21 protein-coding genes and 2 tRNA genes are annotated in these 22,956 nt (G+C 62.8%); 5 read left to right on the top strand and 18 right to left on the bottom strand.

Annotation, left to right across the window (positions count from 1 at the left end; translation table 11 throughout):
• Window positions 1–6: 6 nt before the first annotated feature.
• Window positions 7–711 carry a hypothetical protein gene (locus Q1J79_RS05775; RefSeq protein WP_300297749.1) on the bottom strand — a complete coding sequence of 235 codons (705 nt, stop codon included), beginning with the start codon at window positions 709–711 and terminating at the stop codon, window positions 7–9.
• Window positions 712–749: 38 nt separating this feature from the next.
• Window positions 750–2,930 carry a hypothetical protein gene (locus tag Q1J79_RS05770; RefSeq protein ID WP_300297746.1) on the bottom strand — a complete coding sequence of 727 codons (2,181 nt, stop codon included), beginning with the start codon at window positions 2,928–2,930 and terminating at the stop codon, window positions 750–752.
• A 241-nt stretch (window positions 2,931–3,171) separates the two neighbouring features.
• Here Q1J79_RS05770 and corA point away from each other — a divergent pair, with 241 nt between their 5' ends.
• Complete coding sequence (gene corA / locus Q1J79_RS05765) at window positions 3,172–4,137, top strand: magnesium/cobalt transporter CorA (RefSeq protein ID WP_300297744.1); 966 nt, start codon at window positions 3,172–3,174, stop codon at window positions 4,135–4,137.
• A gap of 88 nt (window positions 4,138–4,225) precedes the next feature.
• On the opposite strand, the gene Q1J79_RS05760 is transcribed toward corA, so the two are convergent.
• On the bottom strand, window positions 4,226–5,527 hold the full coding sequence (locus tag Q1J79_RS05760; RefSeq protein WP_300297741.1) for an FAD-dependent oxidoreductase: 1,302 nt from the start codon (window positions 5,525–5,527) through the stop codon (window positions 4,226–4,228).
• 174 nt (window positions 5,528–5,701) lie between these two features.
• On the opposite strand from Q1J79_RS05760, the gene Q1J79_RS05755 reads away from it, so the two are divergent.
• Together Q1J79_RS05755 and Q1J79_RS05750 are read left to right on the top strand one after the other, a co-directional pair.
• Window positions 5,702–6,070 carry a rhodanese-like domain-containing protein gene (locus Q1J79_RS05755; RefSeq protein WP_300297737.1) on the top strand — a complete coding sequence of 123 codons (369 nt, stop codon included), beginning with the start codon at window positions 5,702–5,704 and terminating at the stop codon, window positions 6,068–6,070.
• A gap of 122 nt (window positions 6,071–6,192) precedes the next feature.
• On the top strand, window positions 6,193–6,420 hold the full coding sequence (locus tag Q1J79_RS05750; RefSeq protein ID WP_300297734.1) for a hypothetical protein: 228 nt from the start codon (window positions 6,193–6,195) through the stop codon (window positions 6,418–6,420).
• A gap of 151 nt (window positions 6,421–6,571) precedes the next feature.
• On the opposite strand, the gene Q1J79_RS05745 is transcribed toward Q1J79_RS05750, so the two are convergent.
• Window positions 6,572–6,647, bottom strand: a tRNA-OTHER gene (locus Q1J79_RS05745).
• A gap of 148 nt (window positions 6,648–6,795) precedes the next feature.
• Between Q1J79_RS05745 and Q1J79_RS05740 the strand changes: the two genes are divergently transcribed.
• Complete coding sequence (locus Q1J79_RS05740) at window positions 6,796–8,079, top strand: site-specific integrase (RefSeq protein WP_300297731.1); 1,284 nt, start codon at window positions 6,796–6,798, stop codon at window positions 8,077–8,079.
• A 153-nt stretch (window positions 8,080–8,232) separates the two neighbouring features.
• On the top strand, window positions 8,233–9,033 hold the full coding sequence (locus tag Q1J79_RS05735; protein WP_300297728.1) for a DUF3578 domain-containing protein: 801 nt from the start codon (window positions 8,233–8,235) through the stop codon (window positions 9,031–9,033).
• Window positions 9,034–9,416: 383 nt separating this feature from the next.
• Here the strand turns inward: Q1J79_RS05735 and hxsA2 are convergent, their stop codons facing one another.
• The 14 genes from hxsA2 to Q1J79_RS05665 all read right to left on the bottom strand — a co-directional run.
• On the bottom strand, window positions 9,417–9,716 hold the full coding sequence (gene hxsA2, locus Q1J79_RS05730) for a His-Xaa-Ser repeat protein HxsA2 (RefSeq protein WP_300297725.1): 300 nt from the start codon (window positions 9,714–9,716) through the stop codon (window positions 9,417–9,419).
• 171 nt (window positions 9,717–9,887) lie between these two features.
• Window positions 9,888–9,963: transfer RNA gene (locus Q1J79_RS05725), tRNA-Lys, on the bottom strand.
• A gap of 145 nt (window positions 9,964–10,108) precedes the next feature.
• The gene (gene rodA, locus Q1J79_RS05720; protein WP_300297722.1) at window positions 10,109–11,251 is read right to left on the bottom strand and encodes a rod shape-determining protein RodA; all 1,143 of its coding nucleotides are present in this window, start codon (window positions 11,249–11,251) and stop codon (window positions 10,109–10,111) included.
• A gap of 1 nt (window position 11,252) precedes the next feature.
• Window positions 11,253–13,160 carry a penicillin-binding protein 2 gene (gene mrdA / locus Q1J79_RS05715; protein ID WP_300297719.1) on the bottom strand — a complete coding sequence of 636 codons (1,908 nt, stop codon included), beginning with the start codon at window positions 13,158–13,160 and terminating at the stop codon, window positions 11,253–11,255.
• A 6-nt stretch (window positions 13,161–13,166) separates the two neighbouring features.
• The gene (gene mreD, locus Q1J79_RS05710; RefSeq protein WP_300297715.1) at window positions 13,167–13,688 is read right to left on the bottom strand and encodes a rod shape-determining protein MreD; all 522 of its coding nucleotides are present in this window, start codon (window positions 13,686–13,688) and stop codon (window positions 13,167–13,169) included.
• Between the two features lie 11 nt (window positions 13,689–13,699).
• Window positions 13,700–14,593, bottom strand: coding sequence for a rod shape-determining protein MreC (gene mreC / locus Q1J79_RS05705; RefSeq protein WP_300297713.1), 894 nt, complete (start codon window positions 14,591–14,593; stop codon window positions 13,700–13,702).
• Between the two features lie 38 nt (window positions 14,594–14,631).
• Complete coding sequence (locus tag Q1J79_RS05700; protein ID WP_300297710.1) at window positions 14,632–15,675, bottom strand: rod shape-determining protein; 1,044 nt, start codon at window positions 15,673–15,675, stop codon at window positions 14,632–14,634.
• A gap of 130 nt (window positions 15,676–15,805) precedes the next feature.
• Window positions 15,806–17,365, bottom strand: coding sequence for a 2-isopropylmalate synthase (locus Q1J79_RS05695; protein ID WP_300297707.1), 1,560 nt, complete (start codon window positions 17,363–17,365; stop codon window positions 15,806–15,808).
• 378 nt (window positions 17,366–17,743) lie between these two features.
• The gene (locus Q1J79_RS05690) at window positions 17,744–18,925 is read right to left on the bottom strand and encodes a lipid-transfer protein (protein ID WP_300297704.1); all 1,182 of its coding nucleotides are present in this window, start codon (window positions 18,923–18,925) and stop codon (window positions 17,744–17,746) included.
• A 17-nt stretch (window positions 18,926–18,942) separates the two neighbouring features.
• Entirely contained in the window at window positions 18,943–19,434 is a 492-nt protein-coding gene (locus Q1J79_RS05685) for a MarR family transcriptional regulator (RefSeq protein WP_300297701.1), read from the bottom strand.
• 1 nt (window position 19,435) lies between these two features.
• Window positions 19,436–20,542, bottom strand: coding sequence for a hypothetical protein (locus tag Q1J79_RS05680; protein ID WP_300297698.1), 1,107 nt, complete (start codon window positions 20,540–20,542; stop codon window positions 19,436–19,438).
• Window positions 20,543–20,735: 193 nt separating this feature from the next.
• Window positions 20,736–21,758 (bottom strand): ketol-acid reductoisomerase, encoded by a 1,023-nt coding sequence (gene ilvC / locus Q1J79_RS05675; protein ID WP_300297695.1) that lies wholly within the window; start codon window positions 21,756–21,758, stop codon window positions 20,736–20,738.
• Window positions 21,759–21,801: 43 nt separating this feature from the next.
• Window positions 21,802–22,317, bottom strand: a complete 516-nt coding sequence (gene ilvN, locus Q1J79_RS05670; RefSeq protein ID WP_300297692.1) for an acetolactate synthase small subunit — start codon at window positions 22,315–22,317, stop codon at window positions 21,802–21,804.
• Between the two features lie 31 nt (window positions 22,318–22,348).
• On the bottom strand, window positions 22,349–22,956 hold a 608-nt coding region (locus tag Q1J79_RS05665; protein ID WP_300297689.1), incomplete at its 5' end, for a thiamine pyrophosphate-dependent enzyme.

Raw genomic sequence — 22,956 nt, 5'->3', positions numbered from 1 at the left:
ACGGCCTCAGGAATAGAGGGCAACCGTCCGCAGCAGGCGGCGGAATTCGTCCACTACCTTGCGTTCCACCGTTTCATTCAGCGCTACCACGCTGCGCAGCTTGCGTGGCCGCAGCGGCACGACCTGGGCAGCCGCCGCATAGGCGGGACGCAAGACCGGCTTATCCGCCAGCGGACGCGGGCGCGCAGGCAGCGGCGTGATCTTGGCCGCTGGCCGCGCCGCTGGCTGCGGCATCTGTTTCGGCAAAGGCGCCAGCCTGAGCTGCGGATGCTCCTTGAATCCGGCCGAGGCATAGACCGCGATCCGCAGTTTGCCGTCGGGCATTTCCTCGATCAGCAACAGGTTGGGAAACCGCGCCGCCAGCAGGGCATAGGTCTCATCGGCCAGGAAGCTGGGCTCCGGCACCGCGCACCAGCGCTTTTGCGCCTCGAAACCAAGTGGCCGGCCATGGGCGCGGTAAAGCCGCTGCATCGCATCGGTGAAAGCGCCATCCTTGTGGAACACCAGCACGATCTGGCGATGCTTGTCCTGCGGATTGTGGCGGCGGCAGACCAGCAGGGCCAGCTCATCAGGCCGGGCGCCCAGCGCCGCGGCGGCGCCAAAAAAACCCAGCACCGTGCCGGCCGCCCGTACATCCTGAGTCAGGAAGCCGAGGCGGTCGACATGGCGGAGCGTGCCGATGGGGCTGAAGAAGCGCGGCTGCAACGTCATTTTAATATCCTAGCGGCTTCCCCGGCCGGCGTCTTTGGTTAACCGCCGAGCAGCCGGGCGAACCAGCCATACCACCAGCCGGCGATACCCGCGCCGACCACCAGAGCGAGCAGAAGATACCAGCCCCAGGGCTGGCGTCGCTCGGCAAAGGGATCGGTCAGGGCGCGCTCCGAGCCGGGTGGCAGTCTGGCAAGCTGGGTCAGGCTGCCGCCGAAGGGGATATTGATCAGCGCCCGGGCATTTACCGCCCAGCCATTGGCATCCAGCAGCGGCCCGAGATTGCGCTGCCGTAGTTTCATCGCCGCGATCATCATGGACGGCCCCGAGATCAGCAGTACCACGCCGATGATGGCCAGCGGAATCTGCCACCAGGCGAGATTGAGGAACCCGGTCACCACCGAAGCCAGCGCCGTGCCGATGGCGCCGATGGCAAGGCCAATGGCGGCAAAGATGCCGGCGAATTTTGCCGCGTCGAACGCGGGCGGAGGTGGCGGCGCGGCGGCAGCCTGCGCGGCGCCCATCGCCTGGCTGCCGGTTTCCAGCAGCTTCTGGGTCATCTGCGTTTCGCTCGCCTTGCTGCGCGCGGCCGCGAATTTCTCGATCTGCTCGCCGATGAACTTGCCGACCTTCTTGAAGGGCAGCCAGAAGGCCTCGCGGATGCTGATCGGATGACTGACGATTTTCACGACCACCGCATCCCAGTCGCGGCCCTGGCGATCGTAGAACACGCCATTGCGCCCCACCATCAGCTGGTCGGCATCGCCGCCGGTGATGGCGGCAGCAATCGTCATCTTCTCGTTGCTGCCGCGCCGCATGCAGTCGCAATAGAGCAGATAGATGCGGCTCAGCGTGGCCAGAGTGGCATGCTTGGCCGGATCGTCCACCCTGATGCACAGGTCGCAGGAGCGGCCGTCGATGAACAGCGTGCCGACCTGGAAGATCGCCCGGCCACGCCGGGTATAGAAATCGCGGAAGGACACGAAGTTGTTGAGCAGCGGCACCAGGTCGCGCAGATAGCGCGCCAGGGTCTCGACCGCGGCAATCGCCTCGAATTCCGGCGCCAGCGCCGCATCGGCGGCAATCAATACGTCGATTCTGCCTCGCGCCCCCGATGTCGCGATCTCGCGCACCCGGCCAATGCCCAGGGTTTCGACCATGCCGCCCTGCTTGCGCTGCAGCCAGGCTATCGCCGGCCCCAGCCGCGCCTGCAGGTCGCGCCATTCCGCCTCGTTGATCCTGTCACGCGGCCCGAGCAGCGGCAGCACGGTCGCCTCGCGCAACCTGGCCACCGCGGCCGCCCAGGCCGGATTGACATCATCCTGCAGCGGCAGCGGCCGGGCGGCGGCAACCCGCGCCAGCGGAAAGGCCGATACCGCCGCCGCGCCGGCCGACAGGTTGCCATCAGCGATGGCCGCGAAATCCTCGGCATCGGCATTCAGCGCGACGCCAGCCTGGGGATCATAGGCTGCCAGGCTGCAGCGAAAGAAATAATCGTCGACTTTGGCCATCACGGCCTGCAGGGCCTCGACGGCTGCCAGCGTGGCCTCGCCCAGCGGCAGGATCTCCGGTTTGTCCTGCGCCTCGCCCCACCAGCCCAGATAGGCATCGACGGCGGCAAAGAAGGCATCGGCCTCTTCCTGGCCGATGCCGGCTTCGCCACCACGATCCGGCTTTGAGCCGGCCAGCGCCATGATCTGCCCGATCACGGCAGCGGTTTCCGGTTCGCGCGCCGCCGCGGGCGGCACGACACCGTCGCCGTTCAGCGTGGTGCCGGCCAGGATGCGCTGCACATCGGCGGCATCCTCGGGCGTGATCGCCGGGGCATCCGGCTTGCCGATATTGGTCAGGATGCGTTTGGCCGAGGCCAGGATACGGGCGCCATCGGCGTGGCTGTCATCGATGAGCGCCAGCGGCAGCTCACCATGGCCGGCAAACAGCGCATCGGCATCGCGCAGCAGGCCACAGGCCCAGCGCACCGCCTGCAGCAATTCCGGCACGCGGATGCGGCCATCCTTGTCGCTGTCGATCAATTCCAGGGTGCGGCGGTCGAATTCCACGCTGCCCGTCGGGCAGCTCAGCGCCAGCCAGAGTTTCTGGTCGAGATGAGCAAGATGGCGCAGGTCTTCCGCCGTCTCGATGCGCACCTGGTCGAAACCGCCGGCGCGGAAAAACCGCCAGCGATGGCGCGGCGGCAGAGTGTCATTGTTGTGGGCTGCCATGGCATTCCTCATTCTGCGGCGGTCAGGCGGCCTGCGCGTCCCCCGGCAGGGATATTAGCCCGCAGCCTCCGCCCCGACGAGGGCAATCGACAAAGAAGGACAGGATTTCAGGGACCTAGCCCTGCCCCGATTCGCCGGCTCCGGCAGCGCCAGCGGGGCGGATCGGCCGCTGAACGAAAACCAGTCTGGCCATCCCCAAGCCGAACCTGCTAGCCATGCAGAAAATAGGGAGCCGAATCCGATGCTGATCAATTGTGTCGCCTACCGCGAGGGCAGGAAATTCGCCGATTTGCCGATCCAGCAGATCAGCGATTATGTCGGCCAGCCGGACACCTTCGTCTGGGTCGCCCTGAAAGACGCAACCCCGGAAGAACTGGCCGAGATGCAGGAGGAGTTCAACCTGCACGACCTGGCGGTGGAGGACGCCCGCCATGGCCACCAGCGGCCGAAGATCGAGGAATACGGCGATTGCCTGTTCGTCGTCATGCAACTGCTGACCATCGTCGAGGGCGAACTGGAGGTCGGCGAGGTGAATGCCTTCATCGGCCGTGATTTCGTGCTGTCGGTGCGCAACCATAGCCACCAGACCTTCCTGGGCGTGCGAGATCGCTGCGAACGCGAGCCCGAGTTGCTGAAACTGGGCTCGGGCTTCGTGCTCTATGCTCTGATGGATGCCGTGGTCGATCGCTATTTCCCGGTCATCGATGCTTTCGAGACGGAGCTGGAGGAAATCGAGGAGCAGATTTTCACCAAGGGCGCGGCGCGCTCGAATATCGAGCGGTTATACGACCTCAAGCGCAGGGTGGTGCAGCTCAAGCATGCCGTCGCGCCGCTGATGGAAGCGGTGGCGAAGCTGCATGGCGGCCGGGTGCCGCGGGTCTGCGCCAGCATGCAGGAATATTTCCGCGACGTCTCCGACCACCTCACCCGCATCAATGCCTCGGTCGACAGCATCCGCGACACCATCGGCACGGCGATCCAGGTGAACCTGGCCATGGTAACCATCGAGGAGAGCGAGGTGAACAAGCGGCTGGCCGCCTGGGCCGGCATCTTCGCCGTCGCCACCGCCTTTGCTGGCATCTGGGGCATGAATTTTGAATTCATGCCGGAGCTGAAATGGGAATATGGCTACCCGGTCGCCCTGCTGGTGATGGGCGGCATCTGCGCCCTGCTCTACTGGCGCTTCAAAAAAAGCGGGTGGCTGTAGCGGCCCCGGTTCCTGCGCGGAATGCGGCAGACAGGCGGAACCGAAGCCGGGAATAGTCCAGGCAATCCCGGCCTCAGCCTCCTGCCCCTCACTCGCCTTTCAGCTTGGTGATGCCCAGGACGTCGAGCGCCAGCTTCTCGTAGAACGGCACGCTTTCGCCGGCGCGCACCTTGTGCAGGAAGTATTTCTCGAAGCCGATCTTGGCCATGTGCACCCATTTGCCGCTGGACGACCAGTTGACGTTGCGCGGCGGAATCTGCGGCTTGGCCACGAAGGCAACGCCGCCATCGCCGAAATCGGCGAGGCAGATGGCGTTCCAAGTGCCTTCGGTTTTCGCCTCCCGGCCCTCGATGATCGCCTTCAGGTTGGCGGCGATGGCGGTGACCATGGTCTCGATCATGAAGCCGGTTTTCGGCACGCCAACCGGCACCGCGGTCTTGCCCATCGGCGGGATCGCCACGCAGACGCCGAGCCCGAAGACATTGCGGAAGGTCGGGTTGCGCTGGGTCTTGTCGACCAGCACGAAACCGCGCGGATTGACCAGACCCTCGGCGCCCTGCAGGGCGCCAACGCCACGGAAGGCCGGCAGCATCATCGAATACTTGAACGGCAGGTCATGCGTGGCCTTCACCGCCGATCCATCCTCGGTCATTTCCTCGACATGCATCATGCCGGCCTCGACCGCGGTGACCCTGGCGTTGACGATCCACTTGATGTGGCGCTCGCGCATCTCGCTTTCCAGCAGGCCCTTGGTGTCGCCGACGCCGTCGAGGCCGAGATGGCCGACATAGGGTTCGGAGGTGACGAAGGTCATCGGCACGCGGTCGCGCACCTTGCGCTTCTTCAGCTCGGTGTCGAGGATCATGACGAATTCGTAAGCGGGCCCGAAGCATGACGCGCCCTGCACCGCGCCGACCAGCACCGGGCCGGGATCGGCGGCGAGCGCATCGAAGGCATCGGCCGCGCCCTCGGCGTGGTCGACATGGCAGACCGACTGGGTGAAGCCGCCATGGGGGCCGAGGCCGGTAATCTCGTCGAAGGCCAGTTCGGGGCCGGTGGCAATCACCAGGTAATCGTAGGAAATGCTGCGGCCATCCTCGAGGTCGAGGCGGTTATCCTTCGGATGCACCTTCGCGGCGCCAACCGGGATGAACTCGATGCCGCGTTTTTTCATCACCGGCGGCAGCTTCACCTCGATGGCGTCGCGAGTACGCCAGCGCACCGCAACCCAGGGATTGGAGGGCACGAAATGGAACGTGTCGCCGCGGTTGACCACTGTCACTTCGGCCTTCTTGCCCACGGCCTCCTTCACCTCGAAGGCGGCGATGACGCCGCCGAGGCCGGCGCCCAGAATGACGATTTTCGGTTTGCTGCTGCTGTCCTGCGACATGTCGTTTCCTCCAATGACGGCGGCCTGAAGCCGCCTATGTGCCGGGCTCTGTACCGGGCGGTTCGGCAATCCGCCGCCGGAACCCGGGCTTGACATCGATACAGGATATATTAGCATTTGCGAATATTAGCAATAGCGAATATACAGCCCCCCCTACCAAAGCAGGAGATCGCCATGCCCGGCCCCACCAAAATGCAACCTATTCTCGACATGACGCCCGCCGAGGTCCAGGCCGGCCTGCGAAGCGGTCGCGTCTTCCTGGTCGATGTGCGCGAACCGGCGGAATACGCCGCCGAACGTATCCATGGCGCCTTTCTCTATCCGCTCTCAACCTTCGATCCGAAGGCCCTGCCCAATGACGGGGACCGCCTGCTGGTGTTCCATTGCGGCTCGGGCAAACGCTCGCAGACGGCCATTGGCCTGTGCCAGCAGGACGGGCTGGATCATCACCGCCATCTCGCCGGCGGCATCATGAGCTGGAAGGTGGCCGGGCTGCCGGTGATCGGCATCGACCCCGCCACGGGGCGGCCGCGCGAAAAATAAGAAACGCGGCTAGGCTACAGGGTGGACCGGACCAACAACATTGTCTCGTTCGCCAGCCTGCCGAGAGGATCGCACCACAGCATGCGCTATAAGCTCAGCAGTCAGCAGAAGGAGCGACGATCATGCGTAACCACATATCCGCCGTCATCCTGGCCGGGGCTTTGACGGGATGCGTCACCAGCCGGGAGCCGGCGAAACCGCTGACGCCGGAAGAGGCGCAGCAGAGCGAGGCACGCCGAATCTGCGAGGATGCCGCCGCCGGCCACCGGGAGCAGACCTCGCAATACGAAGGCTGGGTGCAGAGTTGCATGATCCTGCGACTGCGCGAGATGCGCGCAGGCATGCTGTAATGTTCCCTGGAAGACGTATATCGAGGCGGCGGCAGCCATCGGGCGCACCATAAGGGCCCGTAGTGGGAACGAACCCAGTGCGCGAAGTTGAACGTTCAACTTGAACGGAGTTGAACGGTGTTCGAGTATTGGCGCTAAGTGCTTGGAAAAATGGTGGGCGCACCAGGGCTCGAACCTGGGACCCGCTGATTAAGAGCGTGAAAAAGCATTTACGCTGGTTTACGCCCACAACCCCTGGTGATACTCACTTCCTATATGAGTCAATGACATAGCCGACTCTTGGCTACGCCACAGCACTCTACTTTTGCTTGATTTTTTATTTTTCGTGCTTCCATAGTGCTTCCAGAAATTTGGTTGTGCTGGGAGCTGCAAGCCATGCCCACCCTGTCCAAGAGCCGCGTTGAAGCCTTCGAGGTGAAGGCGCGCGATTACTTCATCTGGGATGACGACGTGGCCGGTTTTGGCGTGCGCATCATGCCAAGCGGCAAACGCACCTACATGGTCCAGTATCGCGCCGGAGGACGCACGCGCCGGGTCAAGATCGGCCAGCATGGCGTGCTCACCGCAGACGAGGCCCGCAAGCGCGCCAGGGAGCTTCTAGGGGCCGTTGCCAAGGGCGAGAACCCGGCAGAGGCCATCGACGAGCATCGCCGCGCCCCGACCGTTAAAAGCGTCGCAGAGCGGTTTCTGGCTGAGCATGTGGCCAAGCGGTGCAAACCGTCGACCAAGCGGGATTATGAATCCTTGGTTGAGTACCACATTCTGCCCCAGCTAGGGGCGTTCAAGATTGTCGATGTGGCCCGGCCCGATATCGCCAAGCTTCATCATGAGCTGCGCAAGACGCCATACCGGGCCAATAGGCTGCTCTCGGTCCTCTCTAAGATGTTTAACCTTTGCGAGGTCTGGGGCTTGCGGCCGGACGGCTCCAATCCCTGCCGCCATGTCCAGAAATACCGCGAGGAGCGCCGCGAGCGGTATCTAACCCCGGCTGAGCTGGAGCGGGTGAGCGTTGCCTTACGGGATGCCGAAGCCGACAAGGCGATATCGTCATACCATATTGCGGCCTTCCGGCTGCTGATCCTGACCGGCTGCCGGCTTGGCGAAATACAGACCATGCAATGGTCCTTTATCCGGGGCGGCTATATGAACCTCCCGGACTCTAAGACTGGTGCCCGGCGCATTCCTTTGACGCCAGAGGCTCAAGCCGTCATAGACGCCATACCGCAGCTGGACGGCAATCCCTACGTCATTGCTGGCGAAGTCGAGGGCCAGCATGCCGTCAATCTGGAGAAGTCCTGGCGGCATATCCGCCAGCGGGCCAAGCTGCCCGAGGTCCGTATCCACGACCTACGGCATACCTATGCCTCGCTCATGCTCCAGGGCGGCATGGCGATTACCACACTGCAAAAGCTGCTCGGCCATACCCAAATCCAGACGACGCTCCGCTATGCCCATTTGGACGATGCCACAGTCCGCGCGGCAGCGACCGATGGCGCGGCTAAGATCGGCGGGTTGATCGGTATCGCACCGTCTGCCCCACCCTCCCCTGCTGCTCCCGCTGCCAGTACGATGGCTGCGCCGCCCCCCTTAGGGGTGGGCAACAATGTGGTACGTTTCCCAGGCAAGAGGCGGACCGAATCGACGAAAGCCGCAGGCTAAAGCCTGAATCGCTCTAAGAGGCTGATAGCCCCGGCGCACCTGTTAGGCTGATTTCCCCCTTAGAGGGCTCTAAGGGGGAAATTGCCCTAAAGGTTACGGGAGCTGAGTCGGGATATTGCGCATCGGTCCGATAGACCTGACGTTGAGGGGATAATGGGTATCCGAGAGACCCTTAAGCACATTGCAAATAATTATCTGGCCGCGACACGCACCGCGTTTACCGGTAACGAGGTTGCAAACTTCCTGCGAACCGATGCTCCCGAGGCCGTAAGTACTGCATTGGGCAATGAGTATTTTAAGGTCACGGGCAGCCCAGGCCAGGGCCAATGGGCCGAAGTACCATGGATTGCAGTCTTTGACCCCAACGTGACCGTCTCGGCTACAAACGGCCAATACGTCGTCTACCTCTTTGCCGCGGATATGAGCTCCGTCTATCTAACTCTCGCCCAAGGGACGACCATTATCCGAGAGGAATTTAAACGCGGTACTCATGACGAATTGCGACGGCGCGCAGCCTTAATCCAAGCCCGCTTGCCTGAGCGGCTACCCCGGTTTTCGGACACCCCGGTAATACTCGACGGAACCTCAATCCTCGCCCGCGACTATGAGCCGTCCGTTGCCTTTGGCGTCCGCTATGACCTTATGGCGCTACCCGACGAGGAAAAGCTTACTACAGACCTCAAAGAAATCGTTCGTCTCTATGTCATGCTGACTGCCCGCGGCGGGGTTGACACCTTTGACGCTGCGATGGAGACCAAAGCGACAGACGAATACACCGCCACAATTATTGAGCGCCGGCGCTACCGGTTACACCGCAAAATTGATCGCGACTCTAAGGCTGCCAAAGCTGCAAAAAAGGTCCATGGCGACAAGTGCCAAGGCTGCGGCTTTGACTTTGCCGCCGTCTACGGCCTCTTTGCCCAAGGCTATATTGAGGCCCATCACCTCCTGTGAAGCCTATTTCCTTAGTGCTTATGGGTAAATGCGGGATAACTTCGGCGAGTTCATGAACCAACCATGCATCATTGATTTTGCGAGGCGGTTGAGAACACATCAGGCAGAAGTTGTCGCATTGCTCGGTTACTAGAAAGCTGTGGTGCTCGGCACGTGCCGTAAAAAGCACCCTTACACGCCCTGAGGCGCGCTCAACTGCGATAATATCCCCGACATCAATGTAGGAAACGTCATCTGACAAAGTGATATGATATGCTGCAGCCCATTCAGCTATATATCGACCGAAATGAAGCGAGCGACTCTATAAGACGCCTTTTTGACTGCCTCAAGTCGGTAGACCTCGGCGTCAAAAGCTAACTCGACGACCATAGGGGCCGCGGCCGTCAACGCCCTGACTGATGAGAGCGGTGCGAACCGTGGGAACCATGCGACGCGTGCGAGCCATGCTGCGCCATAAGTGTTCCGCTCTGAGTTTTCAGAAGGCGAAGCACAAACAAATCATCGCCCGCCATATACGTTGCAGTCATTGCGGGCAAGGCATGCTTCAATTGGGTAGAAGCAATATCCTGAGACGCTTTTCCAGCGTCGCTCGTATCTATTACGACGCCTTCTCCGACGCTTGCCCCGGCGTCGGCTGTCAGAGCTGAAATCGCCAATGCTGGCACCAGAAATTTCTGTTTCATCGGCTCCCCCCCAGACACATCTCGAGACACCGTATTCATGAGTGTCATTGTCGGCAAGTATAAGATGTATCCAGCCCGAATTGCGCTGCTTCCATAGTGCTTCCAAAAACGACTTCGCCGCCCATCGCATTTCTGCGGGGCGGCGTAAGTCATTGTGCCGTATTAGAAAAATGGTGGGCGCACCAGGGCTCGAACCTGGGACCCGCTGATTAAGAGTCAGCTGCTCTACCAACTGAGCTATGCGCCCATTTTTCCTGTGACGACGCGGGGTCGTCGAAAGTCGCGCGAAAATACCCGGATTCACCGGAATTGCAAGCGCTTCGGGGGGCGGAAAAATGATTTTTCAATCAGGCGCTTAAGGGTGCCGATTCGGGCCGCTGCAGGCTGGTTGGTTACAGGCCGCTCATATGGCGGGGAATCTCCACGTCGCGGTGAACATAGACGTTGATCAGCAGGCCCAGCCCTACCAGCAGGGTCATCATCGCGGTGCCGCCATAGGAGACCAGCGGCAGCGGCACGCCCACCACCGGCACCAGGCCCGAGACCATGGCAATATTGATGAACACATAGAGGAACAGCATGGTGGTGATGCCGCCGGCGAGCAGGCGGGCATATTGGCTGCGCGCCCGCAGCGCGATGGCATAGCCATAGGCGATCAGCAGGATATAGAGCGCGATCAGCACCAGCGCGCCGATCAGGCCATGCTCCTCGGCCAGCATGGTGAAGATGAAGTCAGTCTGTTTCTCGGGCAGAAAACTCAAGTGGCTCTGGGTGCCCTGCATGTAGCCCTTGCCGGCAAATCCACCCGACCCCAGCGCGATCTTGGATTGCAGGATATGGTAACCCGAGCCCAGCGGATCCTCTTCCGGATTCATGAAGGTGAGTACCCGCTTCTTCTGGTAATCGTGCAGGAAGTTCCAGGCCACCGGCAAGGCGGCACCACCGGCCACGATCACGGCAATGAATTTCCAGGCCCGCACGCCAGCGAAGAAGAATACCGCCCCCGAGGAAGCGAGCAGCAGCATGGCGGTGCCCAGATCAGGCTGCTTGATCACCAGGCCCACCGGCACCAGCACGATGGCCAGCGGGATGAACAGCCAGCGGATCCGCCCGACCTCATCATAGGAGAGCCCGTGGAAATAGCGCGCCAGCGTGAGGATCAGCGCGATCTTCATGATCTCGGACGGCTGGATGTGGAAAATGCCGACATCGAGCCAACGCTGCGCCCCCATGCCGACCCGGCCGAACAGTTCGACGGCGACCAACAGAACGACGCCAATGGCATAGACCAGATAGGACAACCGCATCCAGACGCGGATATCGGTAAGCGCGATCGCCACCATGACAACCATGCCAATGGCGAAACGCACCATCTGGCGATCCGCCCATGGATCGAGGCTGCCGCCGGCAGCAGAATACAGGGTGGCAAAGCCGGTGCTGGCGATCAGGGTGATCAGCAGCACCAGACCCCAATTGACGTCGCGCAGCTTGCGGCCGAACGAAAGGTCGTTACCCCGGCTGGACCAGTGCGGCATCTCAACCACCTCCCTTGGCCGGCGCCGCGGAGGCCGTGGTGGGGCCCGGCGGCGTACGCGCCCGACGCGAGGGGTCCAGTTTCTGCGTCTCGATCATGATGTCGCGGGCGATCGGCGCCGCCATCTTGGCGCCCGAACCGCCATGCTCGACGATCACCGCGCAGGCATAACGCGGCGCCTGGATCGGCGCGAAGGCAACGAACAGCGCATGGTCGCGCTCCTCCCACGGCTTCTCCTCGTTCTTGCGCACGCGGGTTTCACGTTCCAGCCGGCTGATGCGGCGCACCTGGCTGGAGCCGGTTTTGCCCGCCATCACGAACTGCGCCAGCGAGATGCGCGAACCAGCGGCCGAACCACGCGGTCGGTTGGTCACGCCATACATGCCATCGATCACGTAATCGAGATGCTCGCGCTTGATGTCGAGTTTCGGCCAGCGCTGGCTCGCCGGCCGCTGGTCGGCGACCGGGCCGATGCCGTCATCGGCGCGCACGATCCGCGGGGTGACGGCATAACCGCCGTTGCCCAGCCGCGCCGCCATCACCGCCAGCTGCAGCGGCGTGGTGGTGACGTAGCCCTGGCCGATGCCGATCACCAGATTCTCGCCCTGCGCCCAGGGTTGACCGAGCACCGCCTGCTTCCAGGCGCGCGTCGGGATCAGGCCCTTACGTTCGCCGGTGAGGTCGACGCCGGTCAACTCGCCCAGGCCGAGCCGCTTGGCCATCTCCGCGATCTTATCGACGCCGGTGCGCCGCGCCGCCTCATAGAAATAAACGTCGCAGCTTTCTTCGATGGCCGAAACCAGACTCATCGTGCCGTGGCCGCCCCTCTTCCAGCAATGGAAGGTATTGTTGCCGAATTCCACATGGCCGGGACAGAAGACGCGGGTGTCGGGCGTCATCGTGCCGGCTTCGAGCGCAGCCAGACCGACCAGCATCTTGAAGGTGGAGCCGGGCGGATATTGGCCCTGGATCGCCTTGTTGATCAGCGGCTTGTACTTGTCGCCGTTGAGCTGGCGCCATTGCGCCTGGGTGATGCCGACATTGAACCAGTTCGGATCGTAGCCCGGGTTGGAAACCAGGGCGAGGATTTCGCCGGTATGGATATCCAGCACGGCGGCGGCGCCGCTTTCCTCGCCGAAACGCTCCATGGCGAAACGCTGCAGGTCGGCATCGATGGTCAGCACGAGATCATCGCCCGGTTGGCCGTTATTGCGCCGCAATTCGCGGATGGCGCGCCCGTAGGCATTCACCTCGATCTGGCTGTGGCCGGCGCGACCGCGCAGGCGTTCGTCATAAACCTTCTCGACGCCGCTTTTGCCGATGCGGAAACCCGGCAGTTCCAGCAGCGGGTCATCGCCCAGCTCGTTCTCGGCAACGGCACCGACATAGCCGACCACATGGCTGAACATGGCGCCATAGGGATAGTCGCGCGTCTCGCCGACATCAAGCTGCACGCCGGGCAGATCGGGGCTGTGCAGATTGATCTTGGCGAAATCATCCCAGGACAGGTTCTCGGCCACCACGACGGGAACGAACTTGCGCCGCCGTTCGATCTCGCGCTTGACCCTGGCCTTCTGGCTGTCGTCAACCTGAATCAGTCGGGACAGCGCCTCAAGCGTGGCATCGACATTGCGCGACTGCTCGGCAACGATCAGGACCCGGTAATTGCGGCGATTGGATGCCAGCTCATGACCGAACCGGTCGAGCACGCGGCCGCGCCGGGGCGGCAACAGGCGCATGCTGATGCGATTTTCCTCGGCCAGCAGCGCATAGCGATCGGATTCCATCACCTGCAGGTAATAGAGCCGCGCGGCCAGGGCGCCGAACAGGCCGAGCTGCGCGGTGCCAAGCAGCAGGGCACGACGGGTGAAGACCCGTTGCAGATCGTTGTCGCGACGGTTGATCGCCATGCGGGTTTACGCCGTTACCGAGGCGCGCAGCCAGCGACGTTCCAGGCGGCTCAGCATCCAGTAGATCACCGGATAGAGCGCCAGCGACAACAGTAACTGCGTCATCAGCGGCAGCATCGGCAGCAATTCCCAGTGCAGCAGCGACATCAGCAACCAGCAGATCGGCAGCACCACTCCGATCACCAGGGCAAAGGCGGCCCAGTTGACCAGGAAGGACGATCCCAGGAAAACCCGGCGCTGCGACACGCCAAGTTCATGCGCCAGCACCAGCACCAGCGCATTGAGGCCGATCGGGCCACCACTGAGCAGATCGAGCAGCAGGCCGATGGCGAAAGCCCCCAGCATGGTCATCAGGTCGGATCGGAAAATGCTCCAGTAGAATACCGCCATCAGCGCGAAGGCCGGGCCGACGCTGTCAAAATGCGGCAGCCCAACCGGGGCCAGGCTGAACAGCACCAGCGCCAGGCTGCTGAGGATCGGCAGCAGGGCCCGGATGCGGCGGCTGGTCTGGCGGAGCAGCGCAGACATCCCGCGCGCTCCTATTGGCCCTTGGGCGGCGGCGCCAGCGGCAGAACCTGCGCGGCCGGATCCTCGGCATCGATCCGCGTTTCGTCGAACTGCATCACCCGCAGGAAACCGAGGCGGCCCAGATCGACCAGCGGCCGGACCCGCACGCCGCCTTCGATCTCGACGATCTCGCCGACCGGGATGTTGGCTGGAAACTGCCCGCCATCGCCCGAGGTCACCACCTGCATGCCGATGGCAGGCTTGGCGGCGCCGGAAAGGTATTCCAGCCGCGGGAAAGGCGAATTGTCGCCCGCCAGCACGGCGCGATGGCCGCCATCCTGCAGCATCACCGGCAGGCGCGAGTTCAGATCGGTCAGCAGCAGGATGCGGGCAGCGCGCTGGCCCACCTCGGCGACGCGGCCGACATAACCGCCTTCGCCGATCACCGCCTGACCTTTCCTGATGCCGTCCTTGGCGCCGACATTGAGCAGGGCGGTGCGTACGAAGGAACCGCCGCCATCGGCAATGACCCGGCCGGTCACATAGGTCTGACTTAAGTCTGGGCCGGCGGCGAGCAGGCGACGCAAGGCGGCATTGTCCTGCTCCAGTCGGCGGGCCACTTCCTGCCACTGCAGCAGGCGGGCGTTTTCGGTGCGTAGGCGGAAGTTTTCCTCATGCACGAAGAGGATGTCGTCGACCCAGCCGACCGCGGCATTCACGGCGGCCACCGGCTGCGCCACCGTGCTCAGGACGGGCTCGACGATATCGGCAACCAGGGCACGGGCGCGTTCGACCAGCGGACGGTCGATGCGGCTGACCAGCACGAGGCCGATGGCGGTGGCAAGCAGCAGCAGGAACGCGAAACGCTGCAGCAGCGCGCGAAATGGCGCTGCGATCCATGCACTGCGTCCCGACCGTCTTGCCATGCGCCCCCGTCAATGCCCTCCGCGATACCGTACCGGGATCAGTACGGCGGATTGTACAGAACGTGCTTCAGCGTCTTCATCTCTTCCAGCGCACGGCCGGTGCCCAGCGCCACGCAGGAAAGCGGCTCGTCGGCAATCGAGACCGGCAGGCCGGTCGCGTGCCGCAGCACCAGGTCCAGATTGCCCAGCAGCGCGCCGCCGCCGGTCATCACGATGCCTTTGTCGACGATATCGGCGGCCAGTTCCGGCGCGGTGTGCTCCAGCGCGACCTTCACGGCCTCGACGATGGCGCCGACCGGTTCGGCCAGGCTCTCGGCGATCTGGCGCTGGTTGATCACCAGTTCCTTCGGCACGCCGTTCATCAGGTCGCGGCCCTTGATCTCCATGGAGAGGCCATTGCCGTCTTCCGGCGGCGCCGCCGAGCCAATCTGCTTCTTGATGCGCTCGGCCGAAGCCTCGCCCACCAGCAGGTTATGGTTGCGGCGGATATAGGCAATGATCGCCTCGTCCATCTTGTCGCCGCCGACGCGCACGCTGCGCGAATAGACGATGCCGCCCAGCGAGAGCACGGCCACTTCCGTAGTGCCGCCGCCGATATCGACCACCATCGAGCCGGTCGGCTCGGTGACCGGCAGGCCGGCGCCAATCGCGGCGGCCATCGGCTCCTCGATCAGGAAGACGCGGCGGGCGCCGGCGGATTCAGCAGAATCCATGATGGCGCGGCGCTCGACCGCGGTGGAACCCGACGGCACGCAGATGATGATCTGCGGCGAGGCAAAGCTGCGGCGGTTGTGCACCTTGCGGATGAAATGCTTGATCATTTCCTCCGCCACCTCGAAATCGGCGATCACGCCGTCGCGCAGCGGGCGAATGGCCTCGATGTTGCCCGGCGTACGGCCCAGCATCTGCTTGGCTTCGTCACCGACCGCCAGAACCTGCTTCTTGCCGCGATTATTGGTGATCGCCACCACCGAGGGCTCGTTCAGCACGATGCCGCGGCCCTTGACGTAAACCAGGGTATTGGCCGTGCCAAGGTCGATGGCCATATCGGCCGACATGAAACCCATCAAACGCGAGAACATCCAGAAAGATCCTCACCAACGAAATGTTGCGCCGTTATCGCCTCGGGCACCGGTGCAGCGCAACCCCCAGTCCCCATATTTTCAGCCCCGCACCGGCCGCATGCCGGGTGGCGTGGTTTCAGGTGCCCAATCACGCACTGAGGGCTGCCGGCGCGGTCTTTTCCCGCTTCACCAGCAGCTTGTTGAGCGCATGGATATAAGCCCGGCAGCTTGCCACCAGCGTATCGGCGTCGGCAGCCTGTCCGTTCACGGTTTTTCCACCCTCTTCCAGCCTTACGGTCACCTCGGCCTGGGCATCGGTGCCCTGGGTCACGGCATGGACCTGGTAGAGCTGCAGACTGGCCTGGTGCGGGAACAGGGCCTGGATGGCATTGAATGTGGCATCGACCGGCCCATTGCCGGTCGCCTTGACCGATTTGGCCACCCCGTCGATCTCCAGTTCCAGCGCGGCGCTCTGCGGCCCTTTCGAGCCGGCGATCACCTGCAGGCTGACAAAGCGGATGCGTTCGTTGCCGCGCGCCATGGTGTCATCGACCAGCGCGACCAGATCCTCGTCGAAGACTTCCTTCTTGCGGTCGGCCAAATCCTTGAAGCGGGCAAAGGCATCATTGAGCTGGTTGTCAGCCAGGTTGAAGCCGAGTTCTTCCAGCTTCTTGCGGAAGGCATGCCGGCCGGAATGCTTACCCATCACGAGCGTCGAGCGATTAAGGCCGACCGATTCCGGGGTCATGATCTCGTAGGTGCCGGCATGCTTCAGCATGCCATCCTGGTGGATGCCGCTTTCATGTGCGAAAGCATTGGCGCCGACGATGGCCTTGTTCGGCTGCACTACGAACCCGGTGACGGCCGAAACCAGCCGCGAGGCTTTCATGATATCGGTGGTCTTTATTCCAGTTTCGAACGGCATTGCATCTGCACGCGTGCGCAGAGCCATGACGATCTCTTCAAGCGCGGCATTGCCGGCGCGTTCGCCCAGGCCGTTGATGGTGCATTCCACCTGCCGCGCGCCGCCGATCACGGCGGCCAGCGAATTGGCCACGGCCAGGCCCAGATCGTTGTGGCAATGCGCGGAAAACCTAGCTTTATCGCTATTCGGGATATTCTCGATCAAGTACCGCATCAGCCGGGTATATTCCTCCGGCACGGTGTAGCCGACGGTGTCGGGCACGTTGATCGTGGTGGCGCCGGCCTTGATCGCACTTTCGATCAGGCGGCAGAGGAATTCGGGATCCGAGCGCGTGCCGTCCTCGCAACTCCATTCGATGTCGTCGCACAGATTGCGCGCGTACGACACGCTGTCGATCACCGCCTGGTGCACCGCGTCGGGTTCCATCTGCAGCTTGTATTTCATATGCAGCGGCGAGGTGGAGATGAAGGTGTGAATGCGCGCCCGCTTCGCGGGCTTGAGCGCTTCCCAGGCGCGGTCGATATCCTTGCGGCCGGCGCGGCTGAGGCCGCAGACAGTCGACTCCGTCACGCGCTTGGCGATCTCGTTGACGGCCTCGAAGTCGCCGTTGGACGCGATCGGAAAACCGGCCTCGATGACATCGACGCCCATGCCTTCCAGCACGGCTGCGATCTTCAGCTTCTCTTCCAGATTCATCGAGGCACCAGGCGACTGCTCGCCATCGCGCAGGGTGGTGTCGAAAATGATGACGCGATCGCGCGTCGTCTTGTTGGTGGCGTTCATGTCACATGTCCCTCGTCGGGCGACCCGGGCGTCCTATCCGCCGGGTTGTCCGATTCTGCCGCAGTTTCCGTACTTTAACTACAGTGTACACGCTTCGGCCCAATTCGATCAAAGGGCGAAAAGTTTCGCCAGGACATGGACTTACGCCAACACTCTGGGCCAGCATGCTTAATACTCGGTGAATTCCCTGCTTTACCGGGGAAATTCTCTAATAATTTGAAATCACGGCATTATTTAGGCGGCCAGCCAGCCAGCCCGGCCCTTTCCCCGCAGCCACCCTTCCGCGACGGCAGCCGGGCCAGCCTGCCGGCGGCTGGTTGGCTTTAACGGGTCAGCCGCAGCTCATGGATGGTGGTCTGCCCCGGTCGGGCGGTAGCCTCAAGCCTGCCGGTACAAGGTCACCACGCAGGCGCCGCCGAGGCCCAGATTGTGCTGTAACGCGACGCGGGCACCATCGACCTGGCGCGCCTCGGCACTACCGCGCAGCTGATGCGTCAGCTCGTAGCACTGCGCCAAACCGGTGGCGCCAAGCGGATGGCCCTTGGACAGCAGGCCGCCGGACGGATTAGTCACCACGCGGCCACCATAGGTGTTGTCGCCGACTTCGACGAAGCCCTCGGCGCCGCCTTCGCCACACAGCCCGAGCGCCTCGTAGGTGATCAGCTCGTTATGGGCGAAGCAGTCATGCAGCTCGACCACATCGACATCCTCGGGCCCGATACCGGCCTGTTCGTAAACTTTTTCGGCCGCAGCGCGGCTCATATCCGCGCCGACCAGCTGCATCATGTCGCGCGCCTCGAAGGTGGAGGCATAATCGGTGGTCATCGCCTGGGCAGCGATCTCCACATCGGTGCGCAGGCCGTGTTTCGCGGCGAATGCCTCCGAGACCAGCAAGGCGGCCGCTCCGCCGCAGGTCGGCGGGCAGGCCATCAGGCGGGTCATCACGCCGGGCCAGATTGCCTGCGCCTGCATCACGTCGTCGACGCTGACCTCCTGGCGGAACAGCGCCAGCGGATTGTTTTTCGCATGGCGGCTGGCCTTGGCGCGGATGCGGGCGAAAGTCTCCAGCTTCGTGCCGAATTTCTGCATATGGCTTAAGCCGGCACCGCCGAAATAGCGCAAGGCCAGCGGCACATCGGGCATGCCGACGATCTCGTCGCAGACGGTGTCGAAATCGGCAAACGGGCTCGGCCGGTCGGTGTAGACCGAGCCCAGCGCACCCGGCTTCATCTGCTCGAAGCCCAGCGCCAGCACACAATCGGCGGCGCCGCTCTGGATTGCCTGGCGGGCGAGAAACAGCGCGGTGGAGCCGGTGGAGCAGTTGTTGTTGACATTGACGACCGGGATGCCGGTCATGCCGAGACGATACAGTGCCTTCTGGCCACACGTGCTGTCGCCATAGACATAGCCGGCATAAGCCTGCTGCACGGCATCGTAGCCGATGCCGGCATCCTTCAGCGCCAGCTGTCCGGCTGCGGCGCCCATCTCGTCATAAGCCTTGCTGCTGCCCGGCTTGGCGAACGGGATCATGCCGACGCCGGCGACGAAGACTTTGGCCATGATCATTTCCTCCTGTTTCAGCGGTTCTGGTCGAACCAGACCTTGAGCCGATCAAGATACTGCCAGAACTGCTCCAGTTCCGCGGTCGTCCAGCCTGCGAAGGCGGGTGCCAGCTCAGGCAGCAGTGCAGCAATCGCCTTGCCATGGGCCGTCCTGCCGCGTGCGGTCAGGAACAGTAACTTAGAGCGGGCGTCGTCGGTGCTTTGCACCTCACGCAGGTATCCCTTGGCCAGCAGCTTCTGGGTCGTCTTGGTCACCGCCGGCGGCAACTGTTGCATAGCGCGGGCGATTCCGCCAACCGTCTTTCCCTCATCAAGCCTGTGGCTGAAGTGATTGAGTATGACGAATTGCGGCAATGGCAGGTCATGACCGCGCAACACGCGATTGGCCTTGGTGGACGCGAGCTGGTCGATGATTCCGATCCAGTTGACGATGCGGAAGCGCCGATCCGGCGTCGTACCGCCAACCGGTTCTCCGGCATCTGTATCCTTCGCAACGGATCGGGCCATGTTAGCTCATCATCAGTGCATCCAGCGGCCGTCGAGGCGACGGCGGCACCTGTTCACAATAGCCCAGCCGAAACAGCATTTGCACCGTTTGGCCAGGCATTGCGCCCGCTGCCGAGAGAAACTCGCGCTGCAGGGTGGCCATCTCAGGATATTCCTGCAGCACCTGGCTGACCGGATGCATGGCGACGCCGAGCTCGGTTGCCTTCAGGTTCAACCGTACATAGGCCCGGCCGGCCTCGATCTGGCTGAGTCGGTCGTTTGCCGCCGTGGTCAACCAGCCGAAAGCCGGTGTGGCGCGCGCCCAGCCAAGGGCGTAATCAATACCGCCCTGGTATGCCGTGGTGCCTGGCGTCATCGCTTTCTCTGGTGTCATCAGTCCGAGTCTGGACAGCCACCAGAAGAACGGCCCATGCAGTTCGATGCCATCTGGCTGGGCGGCAATGGCATCGGCACCGATGCGTAGCCGATCAATGCTTTCCTTCAACGTGCGCGGCGTCTCCAGCTCGATTAGCATCGCCTGCTCGGTGATGCTTCGAAACAACGCAGCGCGCGTGGCGTCGGTGGCAATGGTCAACTGCGCGACCCCCGAACGGGGCATCCCGCGCAAGGCTTGCGCATGTTCGGATTGGAGGGAGGTCTGGTGATACGGCTCCTTTGACGAGCGCCGAAGTGGAATCTGCGAGAATAGCGGATCGGCTGCCGTGCCGTCGTGCTGCAGCCGAATGCGGGCGAGCGGGCGCTCAGTTACGTCATCTGGAGCCGGCTGGCCCTCCGGAAAGTATTCGATCGCACAGCGATAGCCTTCCGCCCCTGCCGCTAGCGCCAGCAGTTCAAGGAAGGTGCCGTGGCCTATGACAATCTGGCGGGCAAAGGGATCGGTTTCAGGCAACAACCGTGTGCGATCGACATGCAGCATGATTTCGCCCTCGCGACGCAGATCAACCAGCCAGGGCTGCATATTATGCGGATTGGGTGCCAGCAGCGCCCAGGAGAGCGCACGGCGGCGCGGATCGGTCTCGCTGCCAGGTCCTGCCCAGGGTGCCACAGCGCTTGCCGGCATGCGGTCGCAGCCCTGCAATCCGCCACCTACCAGGGCGGCGCCGACCACGCCACCGCCAACGACCCTGATAAATCCCCGTCGCGAAACCACCATAACCGCCTCCATTGATTATTTCCATGGAAATTTGTATCATTTCCATGGAAATAATCAATGGATCGAATTGTGGCGGATTGCACGACACAAACGAAAACGGCCGCCGGAGTTGCCCCGGCGGCCGTCTGACAGTTCTTGTCGGTTACGCTTAGTTCGAGCGGGCTTTGTCGACCAGCTTGTTCTTGGCGATCCAGGGCATCATGGCGCGCAGCTTGGCGCCTACTTCCTCGATCGGGTGCTTGGCCAGGCGGGCGCGAGTTGCCTTGAACGAGGTCTGGTTCACCTTGTTTTCCAGCATCCAGTTGCGGGTGAAACGGCCTGACTGGATGTCTTCCAGCACGCGCTTCATCTCGGCCTTGGTTTCCGGCGTGATGATGCGCGGACCGGTGACGTATTCGCCATACTCGGCCGTGTTCGAGATCGAGTAGTTCATGTTGGCGATGCCGCCCTCGTAGATCAGGTCGACGATCAGCTTCACTTCATGCAGGCACTCGAAATAGGCCATCTCGGGTGCATAACCAGCCTCGACCAGCGTTTCGTAGCCGGCCTTGATCAGCTCGACCAGGCCGCCGCAGAGCACGACCTGCTCGCCGAACAGGTCGGTCTCGCATTCTTCCTGGAAGGTGGTCTCGATGATGCCAGCCTTGCCGCCGCCATTGGCCGAGGCATAGCTGAGCGCGATTTCCAGCGCGTTGCCCGAAGCGTTCTGATGCACGGCAACCAGCGACGGCACGCCGCCGCCCTTCAGGTATTCCGAACGCACCGTATGGCCAGGGCCCTTCGGCGCGATCATGAACACGTCGAGATCCTTGCGCGGCTCGATCAGGTTGAAGTGGATGTTCAGGCCGTGGGCGAAGGCTAGCGCGGCGCCTTCCTTCATGTTGTCGCGCAGATCGTTGTTCCACAGGTCGGACTGGCCCTCATCCGGGGTCAGCACCATCACAACGTCGGCCCATTTGGCAGCTTCCGCCGGGGTCATCACCTTGAAGCCGGCTTCCTCGGCCTTCTTCACGCCGGCCGAGCCCTTGCGCAGGGCGACGGCGACATTCTTCACGCCGCTGTCCTTCAGGTTCATCGCATGGGCATGGCCCTGGCTGCCATAGCCGACGATGACAACCTTTTTGCCCTTGATCAGGTTCAGGTCCGCATCGCGGTCGTAGTAAACGCGCATGATCGTATCTCCTCGGGACTGCGTCGTTGCTTGTTTGGTTCGGTTAAAGGGGGGTGGCGCCGCGGCTGATCGCCACCACGCCGGTGCGCGAGACATCGATCAGGCCGAGCGGCTTCATCAGTTCGATGAAGGCCGAGATTTTCTCGGGCGTGCCGGTCAGTTCGAAGATAAAGGACTCTATGGTGGAATCGACCGCGCGGGCGCGGAAAATGTCGGCGATGCGCAGGCTTTCCACACGCTTCTCACCGGTGCCGGCCACCTTGATCAGCGCCAGTTCGCGCGCCACATGCGGCCCTTCCACGGTCAGGTCATGCACATTGTGCACCGGCACGAGCCGGCCAAGCTGGGCCTTGATCTGCTCGATCACATTGGCCGGGCCAGAGGTGACCACGGTGATGCGCGACAGATGCGCGGCATCGCTTACCTCGGCCACCGTCAGGCTTTCGATATTGTAGCCGCGGCCCGAGAACAGCCCGACCACGCGGGCCAGGATGCCGGGCTCGTTATCGACGAGGACGGACAGGATATGGGACTGGATCGGCTGCTGCGGCGCGGACATGGTGAGCTTCTTCTATTCTGCTGGCCCGGCCTCAGACGAGGGCCATGCCTTCTTCGCTGACACTGGCGTTGCCCGAATCCTTCGGCTTGTCGTCAGCCAGGATCATCTCGTTATGGGCGGCGCCCGAGGGTACCATCGGGAAGCAGTTTTCCGATTTATCAACGGCGACATCGACCACCACCGGGCCATCGATGGCAACCATTTCCCTGATCACGCCATCCAGGTCGGCCGGACTGGTGCAACGCAGGCCGGTGCAATGGAAGGCCTCGGCCAGCTTGACGAAATCGGGCAGCGATTCCGAATAACTCTGGGAGTAGCGGCCGCCATGCAGCAACTGCTGCCACTGGCGCACCATGCCCATATATTCGTTGTTCAGGATGAACACTTTCACCGGCAGGCGGAACTGCGCCGCCGTGCCCAGCTCCTGGATGTTCATCAGGATCGAGGCCTCGCCCGCGATATCCACCACCAGCTTGTCGGGATGGCCGAGCTGCACGCCGATGGCGGCCGGCAGGCCATAACCCATGGTGCCCAGGCCACCCGACGTCATCCAGCGGTTCGGCCTGTCAAACTTGTAGAATTGCGCCGCCCACATCTGGTGCTGGCCGACCTCGGTGGTGATGAAGGTGTCGCGGTCCT

It is taken from the genome of Ferrovibrio sp. (assembly GCF_029255545.1).
Classification (GTDB): Bacteria; Pseudomonadota; Alphaproteobacteria; order Ferrovibrionales; family Ferrovibrionaceae; genus Ferrovibrio.
The sequence above is the reverse complement of the archived record's forward strand: the minus strand, read 5'-3'. Positions and strand labels throughout refer to the sequence as shown.